Raw genomic sequence first — 17693 nt, forward strand, 5'->3', positions numbered from 1 at the left:
AGGTAATACCTTTGGCTACTATACGGCGGGCTGCATCGAGCTGTCCAATTTTTGTTCAGTCGCAATTATTCCGCCATCAAACTCACATGCGCGGCGACGATGCGCCAGCCGCAGGGCAATTTGACCCAGGTTTGCATCTGACGGCCTAGGCTGTCGCTGCCAGGGCGGCGGAATTCGGTGCTGGCGACGGCCATATCGTCACCGTAGGTGGTGATGACGGTGTTTTCCAGCACGCGATCCAGCCCTTTTGATGGCCGCTGTTGGCGGAAGTCGCGGATCTGTTCGATACCGTACAAATTCTCCGTCGCACCATAACGGACGGTGCGCCCATCGTGCCAAAACAGCTCGTCCAATACGTCAATATCATTGCCAGTCAGCGCCTGTTCGTAACGATAAAAGGCGGCGTTCACTTCTGCCAGCACTGCCGGCCGATCGATATATTCACTCTTCATCAGTTAATCCTGTTTCCCCGGTAAAACACAGGTAGCTACGCCGCGTTGCTCCAGCGCATAGGCGGCTCGCAGCGCCAGATCCTCACGCCATGGCGGTGCGATAAGCTGCAGGCCGATCGGTAGCCCCGCCGCGGTTTTCAGCGGCACCGTCACCACCGGCAGGCCGAGGAAGGATATCGGCTGTGTCAACATGCCCATGCTGGCGCGGATCGGCAGGTCGGTGCCGTTGATACGCATAGTTTCCTGACCAATGACCGTTGCGCTGCACGGCGTGGCCGGGGCGATCAGGATGTCCCAGTGTTCAAACAGCGGCAATACCCGCTGCTGGAAATGGGTGCGGAAACGTTGTGCCTGCAGGTACCAGGCGGCGGGCAGCATGGCACCGGCAAGTAACCGTTCGCGCGACAGCGGTTCAAAGCGCTCAGGTTGGCTGCGCAACTGCGGCAGATACTGGTTACCTCCCTCGGCGGCAGTGAGAATAAACGCCGCCGAACGCGCCAGTTCAGCCTGTGGCAGTTCGACTTCGGTGATGGCCTCCAGCGCCTGAGCGACCTGCTGCACCGCCGCTTTGGCGTCGTCATTGCACCATTGCTGGAAATAGCCGGCCAGCACTGCGCAACGCAACCCTTGTTGACCACGCGGCAGCAGCGATTCGGTTTGGGTGATCGGTTTTTCCGCCTGGAAGCGGTCTTCGATATCGGTGCCCTGCATCACGTCATACACCGCGGCCAGATCGCGCACCCGCCGGGCAAAGGGGCCGACATGATCCAGACTGGCGACAAACGGCTGGCTGCCGCTGCGTGACAGGCGGCCAAAGGTCGGCTTCAGCCCGAAAATGCCGCACAGCGAAGCGGGGACGCGTATTGATCCGTTGGTATCGCTGCCGAGTGAAAATGTTACCAGCCCGGCGGCGACCGCAGCCGCTGAACCACCAGAGGAACCCCCGGCAATACGCGAGGTGTCGTGTGGGTTACGCGTCGCGCCGTAGTGGCTGTTTTCGGTGGTGAAACCGTAGGCATAGGCGTCCATATTCAGCATGCCGGAGAGCAGCGCGCCCTGTGCCGCCAGCTTGTTCACTACCCAGGCATCCTGTTTGGCTGGCGGGTTGTCGCACAACAGGCTGGCACCGGCCAGGGTGGTTTCGCCGGTGATATCGAACAGATTTTTCACCGCATAAGGAATGGCCGCCAGGCTGGGTAGCCTTTGCCCTTTGGCGCGGGCACGATCGAGGAGATCGGCCTCCGTCAGCATTCGTTCGCGGGTGACGTGGGTATAGGCGTTCAGCGAGGGATTTTGGGTGTCGATATTATCCAGCGTTTGCTGGGCTATCTCGCGGGCAGAAATCGCGCCCTGCATCAGGGCGGCGCGGATCTCGGCGATCGACAGTGCGCTTATCGGACTCATGCTCGATATACCCCGGCAACTTCCAGACGTTGATCGAGCGGCAGGGCCATCAGCGGCTCTGCCATTGCGGCGATGCGGTTGAATTGGAGCAGCAGTTCCTGACGGCGTGCGTCATTCAATTCCAGGGCCAGTATGTTCTCCATCTGGCTGATATAAGCCGCCCAGTCGGTGGCAGGTGGATGGTTCATGGGGATCCCCTTATTGAGAGAGCGGCTAGAAGCCGGCGGCGCTGCCGTTGCTGCGTGGATCAAAAGCGCCTTCGAGCATGCCGTTAGTATGGCGAACAATGGCGCCGGCGTGGCCGACCGCCTCGCTGAAATCCGCTAACAGTTCTACCTCATGGCCGCGTTGACGCAGGTAGGTCAGGGTTTCTTGGCTAAAGCGCCCCTCCAGTTTTAATGAGTCGGAGCTTTCACCCCAGGTGCGGCCGAGCAGCCAGCGCGGCGCGCTGATCGCCTGTTGCAGCGGCAGCCCCTGCACCACATGGCGGACAAACACCGCCGCCTGGGTTTGCGGCTGGCCGTCGCCGCCCATCGAGCCGTACACCAGGGTACGCCCGTCATACAGGCGTGCAGCTGCCGGGTTCAAGGTATGGAAAGGTTGTTTACCCGGCGCCAATGCCAGCAGGTGCGCGGCATTCAGGCTGAAGGACGCGCCACGGTTTTGCCACAGCACGCCACTTTGCGGCAGTACCACGCCGCTGCCGAATTCGTGATAAATGCTTTGAATAAAGGACACCGCCAGACCGCTGCTGTCCATCACCCCCATCCACACGGTATCGCCCGGCCCTTTGCCTTTACCCCAGGGGGCGGCGTGTTCAGGATCGATGCGCCTGGCCAGCGCATCCAGATGTTCGGCCGTCAGCAACGCCTGCGGATCCTGCGTCATTTGACGCGGATCGGTGATGAATTGGTCACGCAGGCCGAAAGCCAGTTTGGTGGCCTCGACGATGCCATGCACCACCGCGCCTTCACTGCGGCTGGCAAGCGGCAGACGGTCGGTCAGCCCGAGGATCGCCAGCGATACCAGGCCCTGAGTCGGCGGCGTCAGGTTAAAGATTTCACCTTTCTGATGCTCCAGCCGCAGCGGCGTGCGGCGGCGTGGCCGATAATCCGCCAGATCCTGCGCAGTGAGCGGCATGCCCAGCCTGGCCATATCCGCCGCCATGTTCTCTGCCAATCGGCCGCGATAGAAGCTGTCCAACCCCTGTTCGGCCAGGGTAATCAGAGTCTCCGCCAACTGTGGCTGGCAGAAACGCTGTCCGGCGTGAGGAATCTCACCGTGCGGCAGGTAGGTGCGGGCAAAATGCTCTCGTTCTGCCAGCTCATGATATTTGCTGCGGGTAGCCGCCTCCTGCGAGGCGGTGACCGGAATACCGTCTGCGGCGTAGCGAATTGCATCGGCCAGCAGGCGCGGCAACGGCAACTGTTCGCCGCCCAGTTCAGCGGAGTAATCCAGTGCTTCCTGCCAGCCCCCGACGGTACCGGCGACGGTCAGTGCGGCTTTGGGTCCCCGATGGGGAATGTGACTTTCCCCGGCGTAAAAATCCAGCGTGGCCAGAGAGCCGGCTGCGCCGCTGGCGTCGATGGCCACCGGGTCACCCTGCGGTGGCACGATCAGCCAGAAACCATCGCCCCCCAGGCCGTTCATATGCGGGTAGACCACGGCGATGGTAGCGGCGGCGGCGACCATGGCTTCAATCGCGTTGCCGCCTTTGCGCAGTATCGCCAATGCGCTTTCGCTGGCGAGGTGGTGCGGCGTGACGGCCATGCCCAATGGCGCGGTGTTGCTGTTAATCATTTCTTGGCCCTTGTTTGAGGTCAGCGTCTGCCTCAAACACAAGCAAGAGACGTTCCATGTTTTCCGCCAGGACAATAATCGCTTGCCAGCGGGTGGATTGGCCGTGTTATGTTCCGCTGAAACAAAGGTTACAATCCCCGTCATATTTCATATTGCTGCGGCGTTGGCTTCCCTCGCTCACCCCAGTCACTTAGTTGATTAAGCTTCTGGGGACTTGCTTGGTTGCCGCCTGGCTGCACTTTGAAATCTATTGGGGAAAGCAGGAGTAGCAATGCAGCAGATTGATGAACGCCTGCGCGGGGAATATCCGCAGCTCACGCCGCAGGAACAACGGGTGGCCGATTTTATTTTCGATCACTTTGATGACCTGATCAGCTACAACAGCGCTGAACTGGCGCGGCTGAGCGGGGTATCCAAAGCCACCGTCAGTCGCTTGTTCAAACGCCTGGGCTACCCGAGCTACCGCGCGATGCGTGACGAATTGCGTACACTGCGCCAGAGCGGTATGCCGCTGACCGATAACCGTGACGCGGTGCAGGGCAATACCCTGCTGGCACGCCACTACAAGCAGGAAATGGCTAACCTTACCCAGTGGGTTAACCATATTGATGCTGACCAGTTCAACGCAGTGATTGCTGCTTTGGTGCAGGCTCGCCGGGTGGTGTTGATGGGGTTTCGCAACAGCTATCCGGTGGCGATGCACCTGCGCCAGCAACTGATGCAGGTGCGTGATCAGGTGTTACTGGTGCCACAGCCGGGTCAGACACTGGCGGAAGAGCTGGTGGATCTAGACCTGCGAGATGTCGCGATAGTGGTGGCGTTTCGCCGCCGACCGCGCCAGGTGCGGGCGTTATTGATGCAGTTGCAGGTTCAACAGGTGCCGACACTGCTGGTGTGTGAACCCCAGGCACAGGCGTTGATCCCGCTGGCCAACTGGCATCTGGCGGCACCGCTCGACAGCGTTTCCGCCTTTGACAGCTATTCCGCTGCCATGAGTCTGGCCAACCTGCTCAGCAATGCTCTGCTGCATGAGACGCTGGCGCAAGGGCGGCAACGAATTCATCAAATCGCAGACCTGTATGCTGGTTTGGATGAGCTGGAGCAGCGCTGATCCCAGCGCCATTTTGGTGCTTTCGCACTTTGATGGTGCGCAAATTGCTCACTTTATTCATTCACCCTGTCATCGCGTTGACAGGGAAATTCCCATCTTAATCCCCTAACTTAGCGGCACTAAAGCCGATCGTTTCCGATGCTGCTTGTTGGCACATTAGTTGCAGAGTTGTGATCAAGGAATCTTTTGTTTCATCATTTCATCATCGGGGATAGTCTATGAACTTCAAGAAAATCGGCGTAGTGGCATTAGGTGCAGTGCTGTTGATGGCTCAGGCCGCTTCGGCGATGGCGGATCAACTGCAGGAAATCCAGCAGCGCGGCGTGTTGCGGGTAGCGGTGCCGCAGGACTTCCCGCCGTTCGGCTCCGTGGGCACCGATCTGCAGCCACAGGGTTATGACATCGATATGGCGCAGTATCTGGCCGACCAGATGAAACTTAAGTTGCAGCTGGTGCCGGTCACCAGCGCCAACCGCGTGCCTTATCTGCAGACCAACAAGGTTGATCTGGTGATTTCCAGCCTGGGCAAAAACGCGGAACGCGAGAAGGCGATCGCCTTCAGCCGCACTTATGCGCCGTTCTTCCTGGGGGTATTTGGCCCGAAAGAGTCGGCGCTGGCAGACGCCACGCAGCTGAATGGTAAAACCATCGGCGTCACGCGAGGGGCGGTGGAAGACATGGTGCTAAGCGACACCGCGCCAAAGGGCACGCAGATCAAGCGCTATGAAGACAACAACACCACGCTGTCGGCCTATCTGTCCGGTCAGGTGCAATACATCGCTACCGGCAATCTGGTGGTGAGCGCCATTGCGCGGCAGAATCCGAGCAAGGCACCGGTGGCCAAATTTATGCTGAAAGATTCCCCCTGCTTCGTTGGGCTACGTCTGGGGGAGCCGGCGTTGAAAGCGAAAGTGGACCAACTGATTGAACAGGCATTGAAGGATAACACCCTTAATGGCCTGTCCGAGAAATGGCTCAAAGCGCCGCTGCCTGCCAACTTCGGCGCATAACGGGGACGCCTGATGACCTATCAGCTGAACTTTCCCGCCCTGTGGCCTTACCTGCCCGAGTTGCTGGCCGGTTTGTTGACCACCATTGAACTAACGGCTCTGGCCACGTTGATCGGGGTGGCGCTGGGGATTTGTGGTGCGGCGATCCGCAGCGGCAAGGCTAACCTGGTGAGTCGCGTTTGGGGCATTTACGTTGAGGTGGTGCGCAATACGCCGTTCGTGGTGCAACTGTTCTTCATCGTCTTCGGCCTACCGAGCCTGGGTTGGAAACTGACCGCCGGTCAGGCGGCGCTGCTGGCAATGGTGATTAACCTGGGGGCCTACAGCACCGAGATTATTCGTGCCGGTATTCAGGTGACGCCGAAAGGCCAGTGGGAGGCCGGCAGGGTGCTGGGCCTCAGCCGTAGCCAGACTTTTTTGCGCATCGTGCTGCCACCGTCACTGCAGCGGATTTATCCGGCGTTGGTCAGCCAGTGCATTATCGTCATGCTGGGGTCATCGGTGGTGTCGCAGGTGTCGTTCGAAGAGTTGACCTTCGCCGCCAACCTGATCCAGTCCCGTACCTTCCTCAGTTTTGAGGTGTATCTGGTGACGGCGCTCCTTTACCTGCTGTTATCCATACTGATGCGCCAGCTGTTGCTGGCCGCCGGACGCCGTTTTCTAGGGAGCCAGAGCTGATGCTGACTTTTACCGACTGGGACATTGTGCGCAACCTGCTGCTGGCGGCACGCTGGACCTTACTGTTGTCGCTGACGGCATTTTTGGGCGGCACCCTGGTGACGCTGCCGCTGTTATTGCTGCGCCTGAGTAAAGGGAAGTGGGCGCTGCGGTTTGTTCGCGGTTATTCCGAGCTGTTTCAGGGCACGCCGCTGCTGATGCAGCTGTTCCTGGCCTTTTTTGGACTGGCACTGTTCGGCATAGATGTTAGCCCCTGGACCGCGGCCGCATTGGCGCTGACGTTATTCACCAGCGCTTTTCTGGTGGATATCTGGTCCGGCAGCATCGCCGCACTGCCGAAAGGCCAGTGGGAAGCGTCGCGCTGTCTGGGGCTGAGTTTTGGCCAGACGCTGGTACGGGTAATTGTGCCGCAGGCCGTGCGTATCGCCATTGCACCTACCGTCGGCTTTTCGGTTCAGGTGATCAAGGGGACCGCACTGGCGTCGATCATCGGTTTTGTCGAACTGACCAAGGCCGGCACCATGCTGAACAATGTTACTTATCAACCCTTTAAAGTTTTTGGCCTGGTCGCGTTGGGCTATTTCCTGATGTGTTATCCGCTGTCGCGCTACAGTCATTATCTGGAGAAGAAATTCCATGCCGCTCATCACAATTAATCAGGTTCAAAAATATTACGGTCAGAACCATGTACTGAAGGGCGTGGATCTGGATATCGACATGGGCCAGGTGATTTCGATCATTGGCCGCAGCGGCTCCGGCAAAAGCACCTTGTTACGCTGCATCAACGGGCTGGAAGGTTATCAGGAGGGCAGTATCAAACTGGGCGGTATGACGGTGACCGATCGCGATTCGCAAGCGCGTGAAATCAGTCGCTCCATTGGCATGGTGTTCCAGAACTTCAATTTATTCCCGCATATGACCGCGCTGGAGAACGTGATGCTGGCGCCGCGTCGGGTGCTGAAAAAAAGCCCGTCCGAATGCCGCGAGCTGGCGGAAGAGATGTTGAACAAGGTTGGGTTGAGTGAGCGCATGCATTACTCACCGGCCAACCTTTCCGGTGGCCAGCAGCAGCGGGTGGCGATTGCCCGGGCGTTGGCGATGAACCCGAAAGTGTTGCTGTGTGACGAAATTACCTCGGCGTTGGATCCTGAACTGGTGGGCGAAGTGCTGAAAGTGCTGGAACAGCTGGCCAAAGAGGGCATGACGCTGATCCTGGTGACCCATGAAATGAACTTTGCCCGTGAGGTCGGTGACCGGGTGGTGTTTATGCACCAGGGCAAGGTCTGGGAGCAGGGCGATAGCCGCACGCTGTTCGCCAATCCGCAAACGCAGGAATTAAAACAGTTTATTGCATCGGTTCGCGGCCTGTCTGAGCACTGATAAGCGTAAATCTCTACCCAATAGATTTCAAGATGCAGAAAGGCGGCAACGCAGCAAGTCCCTGGGAGCGTACAGGTAGTACGTGGCCAGGGCGAGCGAGGAAAGCCAACGCATCTGCAACTTGAAAGATGAAGGGAATATTAAGCTGGTAAGGAATTAACATGTTAGATATCACCCAATTCGATCAGATTAATCCACCCGCCCGCCTGTTGATGGGGCCGGGGCCGATCAACGCGGATCCGCGCGTGCTGCGTGCCATGTCGAGCCAGTTGATTGGTCAGTACGATCCGGCGATGACCGGGTACATGAATCAGGTAATGGAACTGTACCGCGCATTGTTCCGTACCGAAAACCGCTGGACCCTGCTGGTGGACGGCACTTCTCGCGCCGGTATAGAAGCCATGCTGGTTTCCTCCATTCGTCCTGGTGACAAGGTGCTGGTGCCGGTATTTGGTCGTTTTGGCCATCTATTGTGTGAGATAGCCCGCCGCTGCCGCGCCGAAGTACACAGTATCGAGGTACCTTGGGGCGAAGTATTCAGTGCCGACCAGATTGAAGACGCGATCAAGAAAGTGCGCCCGCGCCTGCTGTTGACGGTGCAGGGCGATACCTCCACCACCATGCTGCAGCCGCTGGATCAACTGGGTGATATCTGCCGCCGTCACGGCGTGCTGTTTTACACTGATGCCACTGCTTCCTTTGGCGGTAACCCGCTGGAAACCGACGCCTGGGGACTGGATGCGGTCTCCGCCGGTCTGCAGAAATGCCTGGGCGGCCCATCGGGCAGTTCGCCGGTCACGCTCAGCCCGCAGTTTGAAGAGATTGTTCGCCGTCGCAAATGCGTGGAGCAGGGTATTCGCACCCTCGATCACGCCGATGGTGAGGACGAGATGATCTACTCCAACTATTTCGATCTCGGCATGATCATGGATTATTGGGGCCCGGAGCGCCTGAACCACCATACCGAAGCCACCAGCATGCTGTTTGCCGCGCGCGAGTGCGCCAGAGTTCTGCTGGAAGAAGGGCTGGATAACGCCATCGCCCGTCATAAGCTGCACGGCGCGGCCATGCTGGCCGGGATTCAAGGCATGGGGCTGGAAGTCTTTGGCAGCCTTGATAATCGAATGAATAATGTGCTTGGCGTGGTGATCCCGCAGCAGGTTCATGGCGAGCAGGTACGCCAGATGATGCTGAACGACTTCGCCATTGAGATCGGCACCTCGTTCGGCCCGCTGCAGGGTAAAATCTGGCGCATCGGCACCATGGGCTATAACGCGCGTAAAGACTGCGTACTGCAGACGCTGACAGCACTGGAGGCGGTGTTGAACCGGTTGGGTTTCGCCAGCAAACAGGGCGAAGCGCTGCAGGCGGCATGGAATACCTACGACGACGGCAGCCATTGATGGCCGCGCTGTTAACCGCCCAGGAGGCGGAGCAGGCCGCAGCACGGGTGATGGCCCGCTGCGATGCGCTGGCGGCGATCAGCGCCACGCCGGGCCAGTTGACGCGGGTCTACCTGTCGCCGGAGCATCAGCGAGCCAACCAACTGGTCGGCGACTGGATGCGCACTATCGGCATGAAGGTCTGGCAGGACAGCGTCGGCAACCTCTGTGGCCGCTATGAAGGCCAAACGCCCAATGCCCCCGCACTGCTACTCGGTTCGCATCTGGATACGGTACGCAACGCCGGGCGCTATGACGGCATGCTCGGCGTGTTGACCGCGCTGGAAGTGGTGGCGCATTTACATCGGCAGCAGCGGCGTTTGCCGGTGGCGGTAGAGGTGATTGGTTTTGCCGATGAAGAGGGCACACGTTTTAGTATCGCCCTGTTGGGCAGCCGGGGCATCAGCGGGCAGTGGCCGGCCGACTGGCTGCAACGCACCGATGCCGACGGCATCAGCGTGGCACAGGCGTTACGTGAGTTTGGGCTGGATCCGGCAGCCGTCGGTGAAGCGCGGCGATCACCCGGTGATATTTGTGGCTATCTGGAATTGCATATTGAACAGGGGCCGTGCCTGGAGGCCGCCGATTTGGCTTTGGGGGTGGTGACGGCCATTAACGGTGCCCGTCGGCTTAACTGTACCTTTACCGGCCAGGCTGGGCATGCCGGTACCGTACCGATGGGGCAACGCAAAGATGCGTTGGCGGCGGCGGCGGAATGGATGGTGGCGGTAGAAGCGATCACCTCGGCCGCCAATCGGCACCTGGTGGCTACCGTTGGCCGGATTGAAAGCCTGCCGGGGGCGGTGAATGTGATCCCCGGTGAGGTCAGGCTGTCGCTGGACGTGCGTGGGCCTGAAGATGGCGCGCTGGCGGCGTTGTTGACGCAGTTGCTGGAACAGGCGCAGGCGATCTGTACCCGTCGGGGACTGCGTTTTGACAGTGAAGAGTTTTACCGCATAAATGCAACGGCCTGTGATGCAAATTTGCAACAGCGCTGGCAGCAGGGCGTGATGGCGGTTCAGGGGCGCAGCATGGCGTTGCCGAGCGGTGCCGGGCATGATGCTATTGCCGTAGCGGCCTGTTGGCCGGTGGGTATGCTGTTTGTCCGCTGCGATCGCGGCATCAGCCACCATCCGGCCGAAGCCGTCAGCCAGTCCGATGTGGCGCTGGCGATCCAGGCTTACTGCCATACGGTTGGCAGTTGGGAGGAGGGCTGATGAGTCTGCAGCGATTTAATCAGTTACCGGAGGCGCAAGCGGAGCTGTTACTGCGGCCCTGCGTGGACATTGCGGCCTGGATTGCGGCGGTGGTGGTAGCGCGGCCATTCAGCAGTGTTGATGCCGCGCTGGCGGTGGCCTGGCAAGCGGCATTGCGCTGGCAACCGGAAGAGGTAAGACAGGCACTGGCCCAGCACCCGCGTATCGGCGAAGGTGCCAAAGGCCTGGGGCAAGAGGCGCAGTTTTCGCAGCGTGAACAAGCGGCGGTCAATGCGCAGGATGCAGAGCTGAGCGAAGCGCTGCGGGTCGGCAATCGACGCTATGAACAGCAATTTGGTCAGGTGTTTTTGATCCGTGCCGCCGGTCGTGACGGCCAGAGCATTCTGCGCGAGTTGCAACGGCGATTGAATAACAGTGCGGAGCAGGAACGGCAGGAAACGGCCGAACAACTGCGCGAAATCACGATGCTGCGTTTTAAGGAGCTACTGAGCGATGAGTAATATCAGCACCCATATTCTGGACACCTCACTCGGTAAACCTGCTGCGGGCGTGCGGGTGTGGCTGGAACATCAACAGGACGGGCTATGGCGAACCCTGGCAGAAAGCCAGACCGATGCTGACGGCCGCGCGCGTGATCTCACTTCTGACAGTCTGGATGCCGGACATTACCGCCTGTCTGCCGATCTCGGCGCTTACTTTACCCGTGACCTGCGTGAAACGCTGTACGTCACGGCAATTATCGATTTCGTTATCCAGGATGCGGCGCAGCATTACCATTTACCGCTGCTCATCAGCCCGTATTCCTACTCAACCTACCGGGGCAGTTAAATGCCAGCCTGAGGTTACGGGTGCAGCGGACCGCACCCGCAATGATTAATCGTGGCGCAGGAAGCTGTCGGCATCACGCCAGGCCGGGAAGGCGCTGCGGTAGCTTTGCAGGTTTTCCAGTGACAGTTCGGCGTCCAGCCGCGCGGCGGCACCGGGTTCCACCTGGGCCAGTGTTTCTCCCTGCGGGCTGAGGATCAGGCTGTCGCCGCTGTAGTTCAGGCCGTTACCGTCTTCGCCGACGCAGTTACAACCGGCCACATACACCTGATTCTCGATGGCGCGAGCCGCCAACAGCGTTTGCCAGTGGTTACTGCGCGGGGCCGGCCAGTTGGCGACGTACAGCGCCAGATCGTAATCCTGCTGATAGCGTGACCACACCGGGAAGCGCAGGTCGTAACAGATTTGCGGCAGAATGCGCCAGCCGCGCCACTCGAAAATTTCACGTTTTTTGCCTGCCTGATAGTGCAGGTGCTCACCGGCCATGCGGAACAGGTGGCGCTTATCATAGGCATGCACTCGGCCGTTCGGCTCCACCAGCAGAAAACGGTTAACCGCGCCTTCGGCGGTTTTCAGCGCCACGCTGCCGCCGACCAGAGCGTTACTTTTGCTCGCCCAACCGTGCAGCCAGTCGACAACCTGTTGTTCCGGCAGTGCGCTTTCTCCGGCATCCATGGCAAAACCGGTGGTAAACATCTCCGGCAGTACAATCAAGTCGCGGCCGCTTAATGGCGCCAATAGCTCGTCAAAATGCCGCAGGTTGGCTTCGCCATCACGCCAAACCAGGGGTTGCTGCAACAGGGTAATTTTTAAAGTCGACATAACCGCTCCGCAGCCGCATCCAGCGTGGCATCCTGTTTAGCGAAGCACAGCCGGACCAATTTATGAGGGAAAGGATCGGCACAGAAGACCGACAGCGGGATCGCCGCCACGCCTACGTGCTCGGTTAACCAATGGCAGAACGCCACGTCGTCCAAATCGGAGACGGCGCTGTAATCTGCCAGTAAGAAGTATGTACCCTCGCAGGGCAAAATTTCCAGTCGACTGCTGGACAGCGCCTGCACAAAACGATCGCGCTTGGCGCGATAAAATGCCGACAGCTGTTGCCAGTGTTCCGGCTCGCTGCGCAGCATATCCGCCAGCGCCAACTGGGCCGGGGTATTGACCGAGAAGGTCAGGTACTGATGCACCTTGCGCACTTCCGCGCTAAGCGCTGCCGGTGCTACGCAGTAACCTACTTTCCAGCCGGTCATGTGGAAGGTCTTACCGAAAGAGGACACCGCGATGGCGCGTTGCCGCAGTTGCGGGTGAGCCAATACGCTGGTATGGCCGCCTTTGGCGAAACAAATGTGTTCGTAGACTTCATCACTCAGCACGTAGATTTCGCGATCGCTAATGGCGTGCCACAGTTGCTGCATATCTTCCGCCTGCCAGGCAGTAGCAGAAGGATTGTGCGGCGTGTTGAGGATCACCAGCCGGGTGCGTGGTGACAGCAACTTGCCGAACTGTTGCCAGTCGACGCTGAACGCCGGGGGCTGCAACGCAATGCGTTTTAGCGTGCCACCGGATAGGGTCACCGCCGGCGCATAGCTGTCGTAGCTGGGATCAAAACAGACAACTTCATCACCGGGGCGCACCAGCGCGCTGATGGCGGCGAACAGTGCCTCGGTGGCACCCGCCGTGATGGTGACTTCGTTAGTGGCATCCGGTAGCCAGCCGTACAGAGCAGCGGTTTTCTCGGCGATGGCTTCGCGCAGTGGGGCAACGCCGGTCATTGGTGCATATTGGTTCGCCCCCTGGCTGACATGCCAGGCCAGACGTTCTTTCAGGTAGTCCGGGCCATCGAAATCGGGGAAGCCCTGCGACAGGTTGATTGCCTGATGCTGCGCCGCCAGCGCACTCATCTGGGTGAAAATAGTGGTGCCCAGCGCGGGTAGTTTACTGTCGGGGATCAGTGCTGAAGTGCTCATCGTAGGCTAATACTCCTGGCGCTTATGTTGCCGTCAATATAACACGATGTTAGTATTTGGCAATCAAGACGCTTAGATGGCTAAATGAAGAAAAAGTCTTACTATTAATCAAATCATTCTAGGCATCATTTGCTTATAACCTACAGGTCAAAAAATGTTAATGACTGAAAATCAGCAACTTAAAGCGTTATTGTCGGCCTGTCACTGGATTGGTGAAAAGGGCTGGTGCCCGGCGACCGGCGGCAATATGTCGCTGCGTCTCGATGAGCAACATTGTCTGGTCACCGAATCCGGCAAGGATAAGGGCAGCCTGACCGAAACTGACTTCCTGCTGGTGGAAACCGCAGGCAACCATGTGCCGAGCGGCCGCACGCCATCAGCGGAAACCGGTCTGCATACCCTGATTTACCGTTTGTACCCACAGATTGGCGCGGTACTGCATACGCATTCGGTGAATGCGACCGTGCTGTCGCGGGTGGAACGCGGCGATGGGCTGGTGTTGCAGGGCTATGAAATGCAAAAATCACTCGGTGGACAGACTACGCATCTGGACAGCGTGGTGATCCCGATTTTCGATAACGATCAGGATATTCCGCGATTAGCAGCGCGGGTGGCAGCCCATGCCGAAGCCACGCCGTTGCAGTACGGTTTTCTGGTGCGTGGCCACGGTCTGTATTGCTGGGGCCGCCAGGTCGCGGAAGCTCGTCGTCATCTTGAAGGGCTGGAATTCCTGTTCCAGTGCGAACTGCAACGCCGTTTACTGGAGGCCAAATGATCCGCGCCATCGTTACCGACATTGAAGGCACCACCAGCGATATCCGTTTCGTTCATCAGGTGCTGTTTCCCTACGCACGTGAACGTCTGGCCACATTTCTCCGTCTTCACGCTGAAGATGCCGAAGTCGCCGCGCCACTGACTGCCTTACGCCAGGAGCTTGACCAGCCGCAGGCGGATATTGAGCAACTGATTGCCGCGCTGTACCGCTTTATGGACGAAGACCGCAAATCCACCGCGCTGAAGGCGCTGCAAGGTATCATTTGGCGCAGCGGTTATCAGAACGGTGATTTTCGCGGGCATTTGTACCCCGAGGTGGCCGCGCAGTTGGCCGCCTGGCAGCAACAGGGGCTGAGGCTGTACGTCTATTCTTCCGGCTCGGTGGAGGCGCAAAAGCTGCTGTTCGGCTACAGCGATGCCGGGGATCTGCAGCCGTTGTTCAGCGGTTATTTTGATACTCACGTCGGTGCCAAGCGTGAAACCGCTTCGTACCTTAATATCGCCGGTAAAATCGGTATTGCACCTGATGAACTGTTATTTCTTTCCGACATTCATCAAGAACTGGACGCCGCGCGTGCCGCTGGTTGGCATACCTGCCAACTGATCCGCGATGAAGCCGATAACCAAAGCCAGCATCCGCAGGTTAACCGTTTTGATCAAATCGATTTAGGGGAGTTTGCCTCATGAGTGGATTGACCATTTTCAGCGATAAAGAGCCGCAACAGCCACTGTGGCAGAGCCGTGACGCGCAGGCCATTGAGCAGCAACTGGCGCAGATTGGCGTACGTTTTGAACGCTGGCAGGCGGATCGTGAGCTGGGTGAAAACCCGGATCCGGCAGCGGTGATCGCCGCTTATCAGCATCAAATAGACCGCTTGGTGGCGGAGAAAGGCTACCAGAGCTGGGATGTGATCAGCATGCGTCCGGATAATGCCCAGCGCGAAGTGTTGCGCAGCAAGTTTTTGTCCGAGCATACCCACGGCGAAGATGAAGTGCGTTTCTTTGTCGAGGGGGCCGGGCTGTTCTGCCTGCATCTGGAGGGCAAGATCTTCCAGATCCTGTGTGAGAAGAACGATCTGATCTCGGTGCCGGCCAATACCCGCCATTGGTTCGATATGGGCTCAGCACCGAATTTCACTGCGATCCGCGTGTTCGATAACCCGGAAGGCTGGGTGGCGCATTTCACCGGCGATAACATCGCCGATGCCTATCCGCGTCTCGACTGAGCGCTATAACGCGGGCGTTAACCCAACGCCCGTTGGAAAATCCCTTCATTGACCTGCTGTGGCGTTATCACGCCGCTGTCGAAGACCCAACCGCTAATCAATGCCGCCGGTGTCACGTCAAACGCCGGGTTATAAACCGGGGCATCGACGGGTGCCCACTGACATGAGCCAAAGCTGCCGGTGACACCGGTCACTTCAACTGCGGCCCGTTGCTCAATCGGGATGGCAGCGCCGTTCGGGCAGTGCGGATCGTGCGTGGTGTGCGGTGCGGCGACGTAGAATGGAATGTGATGATAGTGCGCCAGTACCGCCAGGCTATAGGTGCCAATTTTGTTGGCGACGTCACCGTTGGCAGCGATGCGATCGGCCCCCACCCATACGGCGTCTACCTGTCCCTGCGCCATCAGACTGGCCGCCATGGAGTCACAAATCAGCCGGTAGGGGATACCCAGTTCACCCAGCTCCCAGGCGGTCAGTCGGCCACCCTGTAATAGCGGACGCGTTTCATCGACCCACACCTGCTGCACCTTGCCCTGCTGATGAGCACGTAACACTACGCCGATAGCGGTACCAATACCGGCGGTAGCCAGGCCCCCGGTATTGCAGTGGGTCAGCAGGCGGCTGCCGGGTTTCACCAGCTCGGCACCGTGATCGGCAATGCGATCGCACAACTTTCGGTCTTCTTCCACCAGCCGCTGCGCTTCTTCCACCATCGCAGCTACCCATTGTGGCTGTGCCAAGGCCAGCTTCATACGGTCCAGATTATTCATCAGGTTGACTGCCGTTGGCCGTGAGGCACGCAGAGTGATTAGTGCCTGTTCCAGTTCCTTACGCGGCAAGCCGCGCTCGGCCAGCAAGGCCAATAACAGACTGGCGGACAGGCCGATCAGCGGTGCCCCCCGTACTCGCAGGGTAAGGATATGATCGACCAATTCTTCCACGCTGTCGCAGCTGCGCCACTGTTTTTCCTGTGGTAAAGCCTGTTGATCGAGGATCCAAAGTCGGTTGTCACTCAAGGTCAAACTGGTGGTGTTAAGCGCTTGCATCGGCGGTTAATTCCTTGTTGCGTAGTTATTGCATCTGGAAAGCTATTCTGCCAACATGACTTCCGGATGTATAGACGTCCAAATGCTTTTACGTCTAAAAAATATAATCGCTGGGTCAGTGAGAAAGTTCAGAGGGGTTGGGAATGTCGCATTATCGTACGTTTACTGCTGCTGATGCCGTTGAGTATGCTCGCCAATACGGGCAGTTAGCCGATCCTCTGGCGTTGGTGAGCGCTGACGAGATTGGTGACGGTAATCTGAACCTGGTGTTCAAGATCCGCGATCGTGACGGCGTTAGCCGGGTGATAGTCAAACAGGCGCTGCCGTATGTACGTTGTGTGGGCGAATCCTGGCCGCTAACGCTTGACCGGGCGCGCATTGAAGCGGAAACCCTATTGATCCACGGCGGTTTTTGTCCAAGGCATACGGTAAAGGTGTTGCATCACGATGCCGAATTGGCGGTGATGGTGCAGGAAGATCTTTCTGATCACCACATTTGGCGCAGTGAGTTGCTCAAGGGCCACTATTACCCCTTGGCGGCCGGGCAGCTGGCGGAGTATTTGGCACAAACTCTGTTCCATACTTCCGACTTTTATCAGACCGCGCAGGAGAAAAAAGCGGAGGTTAGTCGCTTTAGTAACCCCGAACTGTGCCAGATCACCGAGGATCTGTTCTTTACCGATCCCTATATCGAGCATGAGCGCAATCAGTTCGAACCGCGGCTCTTACCGCAGGTGCTTGAGCTGCGTAACGATGCGGCGCTGAGATTGGCGGTCGCCGGACTGAAGCACCGCTTCCTGAGTAAGGCGGAAGCGCTGTTGCACGGGGATATTCACAGCGGTTCGGTTTTTGTTGCAGAAGGCAAGTTGAAGGCGATCGACGCCGAGTTCGGCTTCTATGGCCCGATCGGTTTTGACGTCGGTACCGCGCTGGGTAATCTGTTATTGAATTACTGTGGTCTACCGGGCCTGTTTGGGCCGCGCGACGCCGCTGCCGGGCGTGAACAACGTCTGCAGGATGTGCGCGAGCTGTGGTTGATTTTTGCCGATCGCTTCCTGGCATTGTGCCACCAACAGACCCGCGAAGTGGCACTGGCGGTGCCGGGTTATGCCGAACAGTTCCTGCAGCAGGTGTGGACAGATGCCGTTGGCTACTGCGGCAGTGAGTTGATCCGCCGTACTATCGGTCTGGCGCACGTTGCCGATCTGGACAGTATCGATGATGTTGAGATGCGTACCGAATGTCAGCGCAACGCTTTGGGGTTGGGCCGTGCGTTGATTGTGAATGCGCCCCAGATTGAGCATATCGATGCGTTGTTGGCGCGTATTCGCCAGAACGGTTAAATCTCCTGGATACCG

The 17693-nt window shown here is 58.6% G+C and carries 20 protein-coding genes; 13 read left to right on the forward strand and 7 right to left on the reverse strand.

Going from position 1 to position 17693, the window contains the following annotated elements; translation table 11 throughout:
* Nucleotides 1-65: 65 nt before the first annotated feature.
* From hpxZ to OCH02_RS17310, 4 genes are read right to left on the reverse strand one after another with little or no spacing between them, the layout of a single operon-like run.
* Nucleotides 66-452, reverse strand: a complete 387-nt coding sequence (hpxZ, locus tag OCH02_RS17295; RefSeq protein WP_261432242.1) for an oxalurate catabolism protein HpxZ — start codon at nt 450-452, stop codon at nt 66-68.
* A gap of 3 nt (nt 453-455) precedes the next feature.
* Nucleotides 456-1856: an AtzE family amidohydrolase gene (locus OCH02_RS17300; RefSeq protein WP_261432243.1), complete on the reverse strand. Its 1401-nt coding sequence runs from the start codon at nt 1854-1856 to the stop codon at nt 456-458.
* Entirely contained in the window at nt 1853-2044 is a 192-nt protein-coding gene (gene hpxX / locus OCH02_RS17305) for an oxalurate catabolism protein HpxX (protein WP_261432244.1), read from the reverse strand. Before hpxX ends, OCH02_RS17300 begins: the two co-directional genes overlap by 4 nt.
* A gap of 25 nt (nt 2045-2069) precedes the next feature.
* Nucleotides 2070-3656 carry a gamma-glutamyltransferase family protein gene (locus tag OCH02_RS17310; protein ID WP_261432245.1) on the reverse strand — a complete coding sequence of 529 codons (1587 nt, stop codon included), beginning with the start codon at nt 3654-3656 and terminating at the stop codon, nt 2070-2072.
* Nucleotides 3657-3927: 271 nt separating this feature from the next.
* On the opposite strand from OCH02_RS17310, the gene OCH02_RS17315 reads away from it, so the two are divergent.
* The 9 genes from OCH02_RS17315 to uraH all read left to right on the forward strand — a co-directional run bounded on the left by OCH02_RS17315 (nt 3928) and on the right by uraH (nt 11322).
* Complete coding sequence (locus OCH02_RS17315) at nt 3928-4767, forward strand: MurR/RpiR family transcriptional regulator (RefSeq protein ID WP_261432246.1); 840 nt, start codon at nt 3928-3930, stop codon at nt 4765-4767.
* Between the two features lie 218 nt (nt 4768-4985).
* A complete protein-coding gene (locus tag OCH02_RS17320) occupies nt 4986-5777 on the forward strand; it encodes a transporter substrate-binding domain-containing protein (RefSeq protein ID WP_261432247.1) in 792 nt (263 codons plus the stop codon).
* A 12-nt stretch (nt 5778-5789) separates the two neighbouring features.
* Nucleotides 5790-6455, forward strand: a complete 666-nt coding sequence (locus OCH02_RS17325; protein ID WP_261432248.1) for an amino acid ABC transporter permease — start codon at nt 5790-5792, stop codon at nt 6453-6455.
* Nucleotides 6455-7111 carry an amino acid ABC transporter permease gene (locus tag OCH02_RS17330; protein ID WP_261432249.1) on the forward strand — a complete coding sequence of 219 codons (657 nt, stop codon included), beginning with the start codon at nt 6455-6457 and terminating at the stop codon, nt 7109-7111. Before OCH02_RS17325 ends, OCH02_RS17330 begins: the two co-directional genes overlap by 1 nt.
* Complete coding sequence (locus tag OCH02_RS17335) at nt 7092-7835, forward strand: amino acid ABC transporter ATP-binding protein (RefSeq protein ID WP_261432250.1); 744 nt, start codon at nt 7092-7094, stop codon at nt 7833-7835. The genes OCH02_RS17330 and OCH02_RS17335 overlap by 20 nt, the downstream gene beginning before the upstream one ends.
* A gap of 161 nt (nt 7836-7996) precedes the next feature.
* On the forward strand, nt 7997-9238 hold the full coding sequence (locus OCH02_RS17340; RefSeq protein ID WP_261432251.1) for a pyridoxal-phosphate-dependent aminotransferase family protein: 1242 nt from the start codon (nt 7997-7999) through the stop codon (nt 9236-9238).
* On the forward strand, nt 9238-10494 hold the full coding sequence (gene hpxK, locus OCH02_RS17345; RefSeq protein ID WP_261432402.1) for an allantoate amidohydrolase: 1257 nt from the start codon (nt 9238-9240) through the stop codon (nt 10492-10494). The genes OCH02_RS17340 and hpxK overlap by 1 nt, the downstream gene beginning before the upstream one ends.
* Nucleotides 10494-10994 carry a 2-oxo-4-hydroxy-4-carboxy-5-ureidoimidazoline decarboxylase gene (uraD, locus tag OCH02_RS17350; RefSeq protein WP_261432252.1) on the forward strand — a complete coding sequence of 167 codons (501 nt, stop codon included), beginning with the start codon at nt 10494-10496 and terminating at the stop codon, nt 10992-10994. Before hpxK ends, uraD begins: the two co-directional genes overlap by 1 nt.
* A complete protein-coding gene (uraH, locus tag OCH02_RS17355; RefSeq protein ID WP_261432253.1) occupies nt 10987-11322 on the forward strand; it encodes a hydroxyisourate hydrolase in 336 nt (111 codons plus the stop codon). The genes uraD and uraH overlap by 8 nt, the downstream gene beginning before the upstream one ends.
* Nucleotides 11323-11367: 45 nt before the next feature.
* On the opposite strand, the gene OCH02_RS17360 is transcribed toward uraH, so the two are convergent.
* Together OCH02_RS17360 and OCH02_RS17365 are read right to left on the reverse strand one after the other, a co-directional pair.
* On the reverse strand, nt 11368-12141 hold the full coding sequence (locus tag OCH02_RS17360; protein ID WP_261432254.1) for an amidohydrolase: 774 nt from the start codon (nt 12139-12141) through the stop codon (nt 11368-11370).
* Nucleotides 12129-13289 (reverse strand): pyridoxal phosphate-dependent aminotransferase, encoded by a 1161-nt coding sequence (locus OCH02_RS17365; RefSeq protein WP_261432255.1) that lies wholly within the window; start codon nt 13287-13289, stop codon nt 12129-12131. The genes OCH02_RS17360 and OCH02_RS17365 overlap by 13 nt, the downstream gene beginning before the upstream one ends.
* A 160-nt stretch (nt 13290-13449) precedes the next feature.
* Between OCH02_RS17365 and OCH02_RS17370 the strand changes: the two genes are divergently transcribed.
* The 3 genes from OCH02_RS17370 to OCH02_RS17380 are packed head-to-tail and all read left to right on the forward strand — an operon-like array spanning nt 13450 to nt 15289.
* Nucleotides 13450-14064: a methylthioribulose 1-phosphate dehydratase gene (locus OCH02_RS17370; RefSeq protein WP_261432403.1), complete on the forward strand. Its 615-nt coding sequence runs from the start codon at nt 13450-13452 to the stop codon at nt 14062-14064.
* A complete protein-coding gene (mtnC, locus tag OCH02_RS17375) occupies nt 14061-14750 on the forward strand; it encodes an acireductone synthase (protein WP_261432256.1) in 690 nt (229 codons plus the stop codon). Before OCH02_RS17370 ends, mtnC begins: the two co-directional genes overlap by 4 nt.
* Nucleotides 14747-15289: a 1,2-dihydroxy-3-keto-5-methylthiopentene dioxygenase gene (locus OCH02_RS17380; RefSeq protein WP_261432257.1), complete on the forward strand. Its 543-nt coding sequence runs from the start codon at nt 14747-14749 to the stop codon at nt 15287-15289. The genes mtnC and OCH02_RS17380 overlap by 4 nt, the downstream gene beginning before the upstream one ends.
* Nucleotides 15290-15306: 17 nt before the next feature.
* On the opposite strand, the gene mtnA is transcribed toward OCH02_RS17380, so the two are convergent.
* Nucleotides 15307-16335: an S-methyl-5-thioribose-1-phosphate isomerase gene (mtnA, locus tag OCH02_RS17385; RefSeq protein ID WP_261432258.1), complete on the reverse strand. Its 1029-nt coding sequence runs from the start codon at nt 16333-16335 to the stop codon at nt 15307-15309.
* Nucleotides 16336-16478: 143 nt separating this feature from the next.
* Here mtnA and mtnK point away from each other — a divergent pair, with 143 nt between their 5' ends.
* Nucleotides 16479-17678, forward strand: a complete 1200-nt coding sequence (mtnK, locus tag OCH02_RS17390; protein WP_261432260.1) for an S-methyl-5-thioribose kinase — start codon at nt 16479-16481, stop codon at nt 17676-17678.
* Nucleotides 17679-17693: the final 15 nt, after the last annotated feature.

Source organism: Serratia quinivorans (genome assembly GCF_946227985.1).
Taxonomy (GTDB): Bacteria; Pseudomonadota; Gammaproteobacteria; order Enterobacterales; family Enterobacteriaceae; genus Serratia; species Serratia quinivorans_A.

Bases quoted from the DNA above. Each gene is read 5' to 3' on its own strand.
- hpxK (WP_261432402.1), top strand. From the start codon at position 9,238: ATGGCCGCGCTGTTAACCGCCCAGGAGGCGGAGCAGGCCGCAGCACGG.
- mtnA (WP_261432258.1), bottom strand. From the start codon at position 16,335: ATGCAAGCGCTTAACACCACCAGTTTGACCTTGAGTGACAACCGACTT.
- hpxX (WP_261432244.1), bottom strand. From the start codon at position 2,044: ATGAACCATCCACCTGCCACCGACTGGGCGGCTTATATCAGCCAGATG.
- mtnK (WP_261432260.1), top strand. From the start codon at position 16,479: ATGTCGCATTATCGTACGTTTACTGCTGCTGATGCCGTTGAGTATGCT.
- OCH02_RS17300 (WP_261432243.1), bottom strand. From the start codon at position 1,856: ATGAGTCCGATAAGCGCACTGTCGATCGCCGAGATCCGCGCCGCCCTG.
- uraD (WP_261432252.1), top strand. From the start codon at position 10,494: ATGAGTCTGCAGCGATTTAATCAGTTACCGGAGGCGCAAGCGGAGCTG.
- OCH02_RS17380 (WP_261432257.1), top strand. From the start codon at position 14,747: ATGAGTGGATTGACCATTTTCAGCGATAAAGAGCCGCAACAGCCACTG.
- OCH02_RS17320 (WP_261432247.1), top strand. From the start codon at position 4,986: ATGAACTTCAAGAAAATCGGCGTAGTGGCATTAGGTGCAGTGCTGTTG.
- OCH02_RS17325 (WP_261432248.1), top strand. From the start codon at position 5,790: ATGACCTATCAGCTGAACTTTCCCGCCCTGTGGCCTTACCTGCCCGAG.
- OCH02_RS17330 (WP_261432249.1), top strand. From the start codon at position 6,455: ATGCTGACTTTTACCGACTGGGACATTGTGCGCAACCTGCTGCTGGCG.
- OCH02_RS17365 (WP_261432255.1), bottom strand. From the start codon at position 13,289: ATGAGCACTTCAGCACTGATCCCCGACAGTAAACTACCCGCGCTGGGC.
- uraH (WP_261432253.1), top strand. From the start codon at position 10,987: ATGAGTAATATCAGCACCCATATTCTGGACACCTCACTCGGTAAACCT.
- OCH02_RS17310 (WP_261432245.1), bottom strand. From the start codon at position 3,656: ATGATTAACAGCAACACCGCGCCATTGGGCATGGCCGTCACGCCGCAC.
- OCH02_RS17370 (WP_261432403.1), top strand. From the start codon at position 13,450: ATGACTGAAAATCAGCAACTTAAAGCGTTATTGTCGGCCTGTCACTGG.
- OCH02_RS17315 (WP_261432246.1), top strand. From the start codon at position 3,928: ATGCAGCAGATTGATGAACGCCTGCGCGGGGAATATCCGCAGCTCACG.
- OCH02_RS17360 (WP_261432254.1), bottom strand. From the start codon at position 12,141: ATGTCGACTTTAAAAATTACCCTGTTGCAGCAACCCCTGGTTTGGCGT.
- OCH02_RS17340 (WP_261432251.1), top strand. From the start codon at position 7,997: ATGTTAGATATCACCCAATTCGATCAGATTAATCCACCCGCCCGCCTG.
- hpxZ (WP_261432242.1), bottom strand. From the start codon at position 452: ATGAAGAGTGAATATATCGATCGGCCGGCAGTGCTGGCAGAAGTGAAC.
- mtnC (WP_261432256.1), top strand. From the start codon at position 14,061: ATGATCCGCGCCATCGTTACCGACATTGAAGGCACCACCAGCGATATC.
- OCH02_RS17335 (WP_261432250.1), top strand. From the start codon at position 7,092: ATGCCGCTCATCACAATTAATCAGGTTCAAAAATATTACGGTCAGAAC.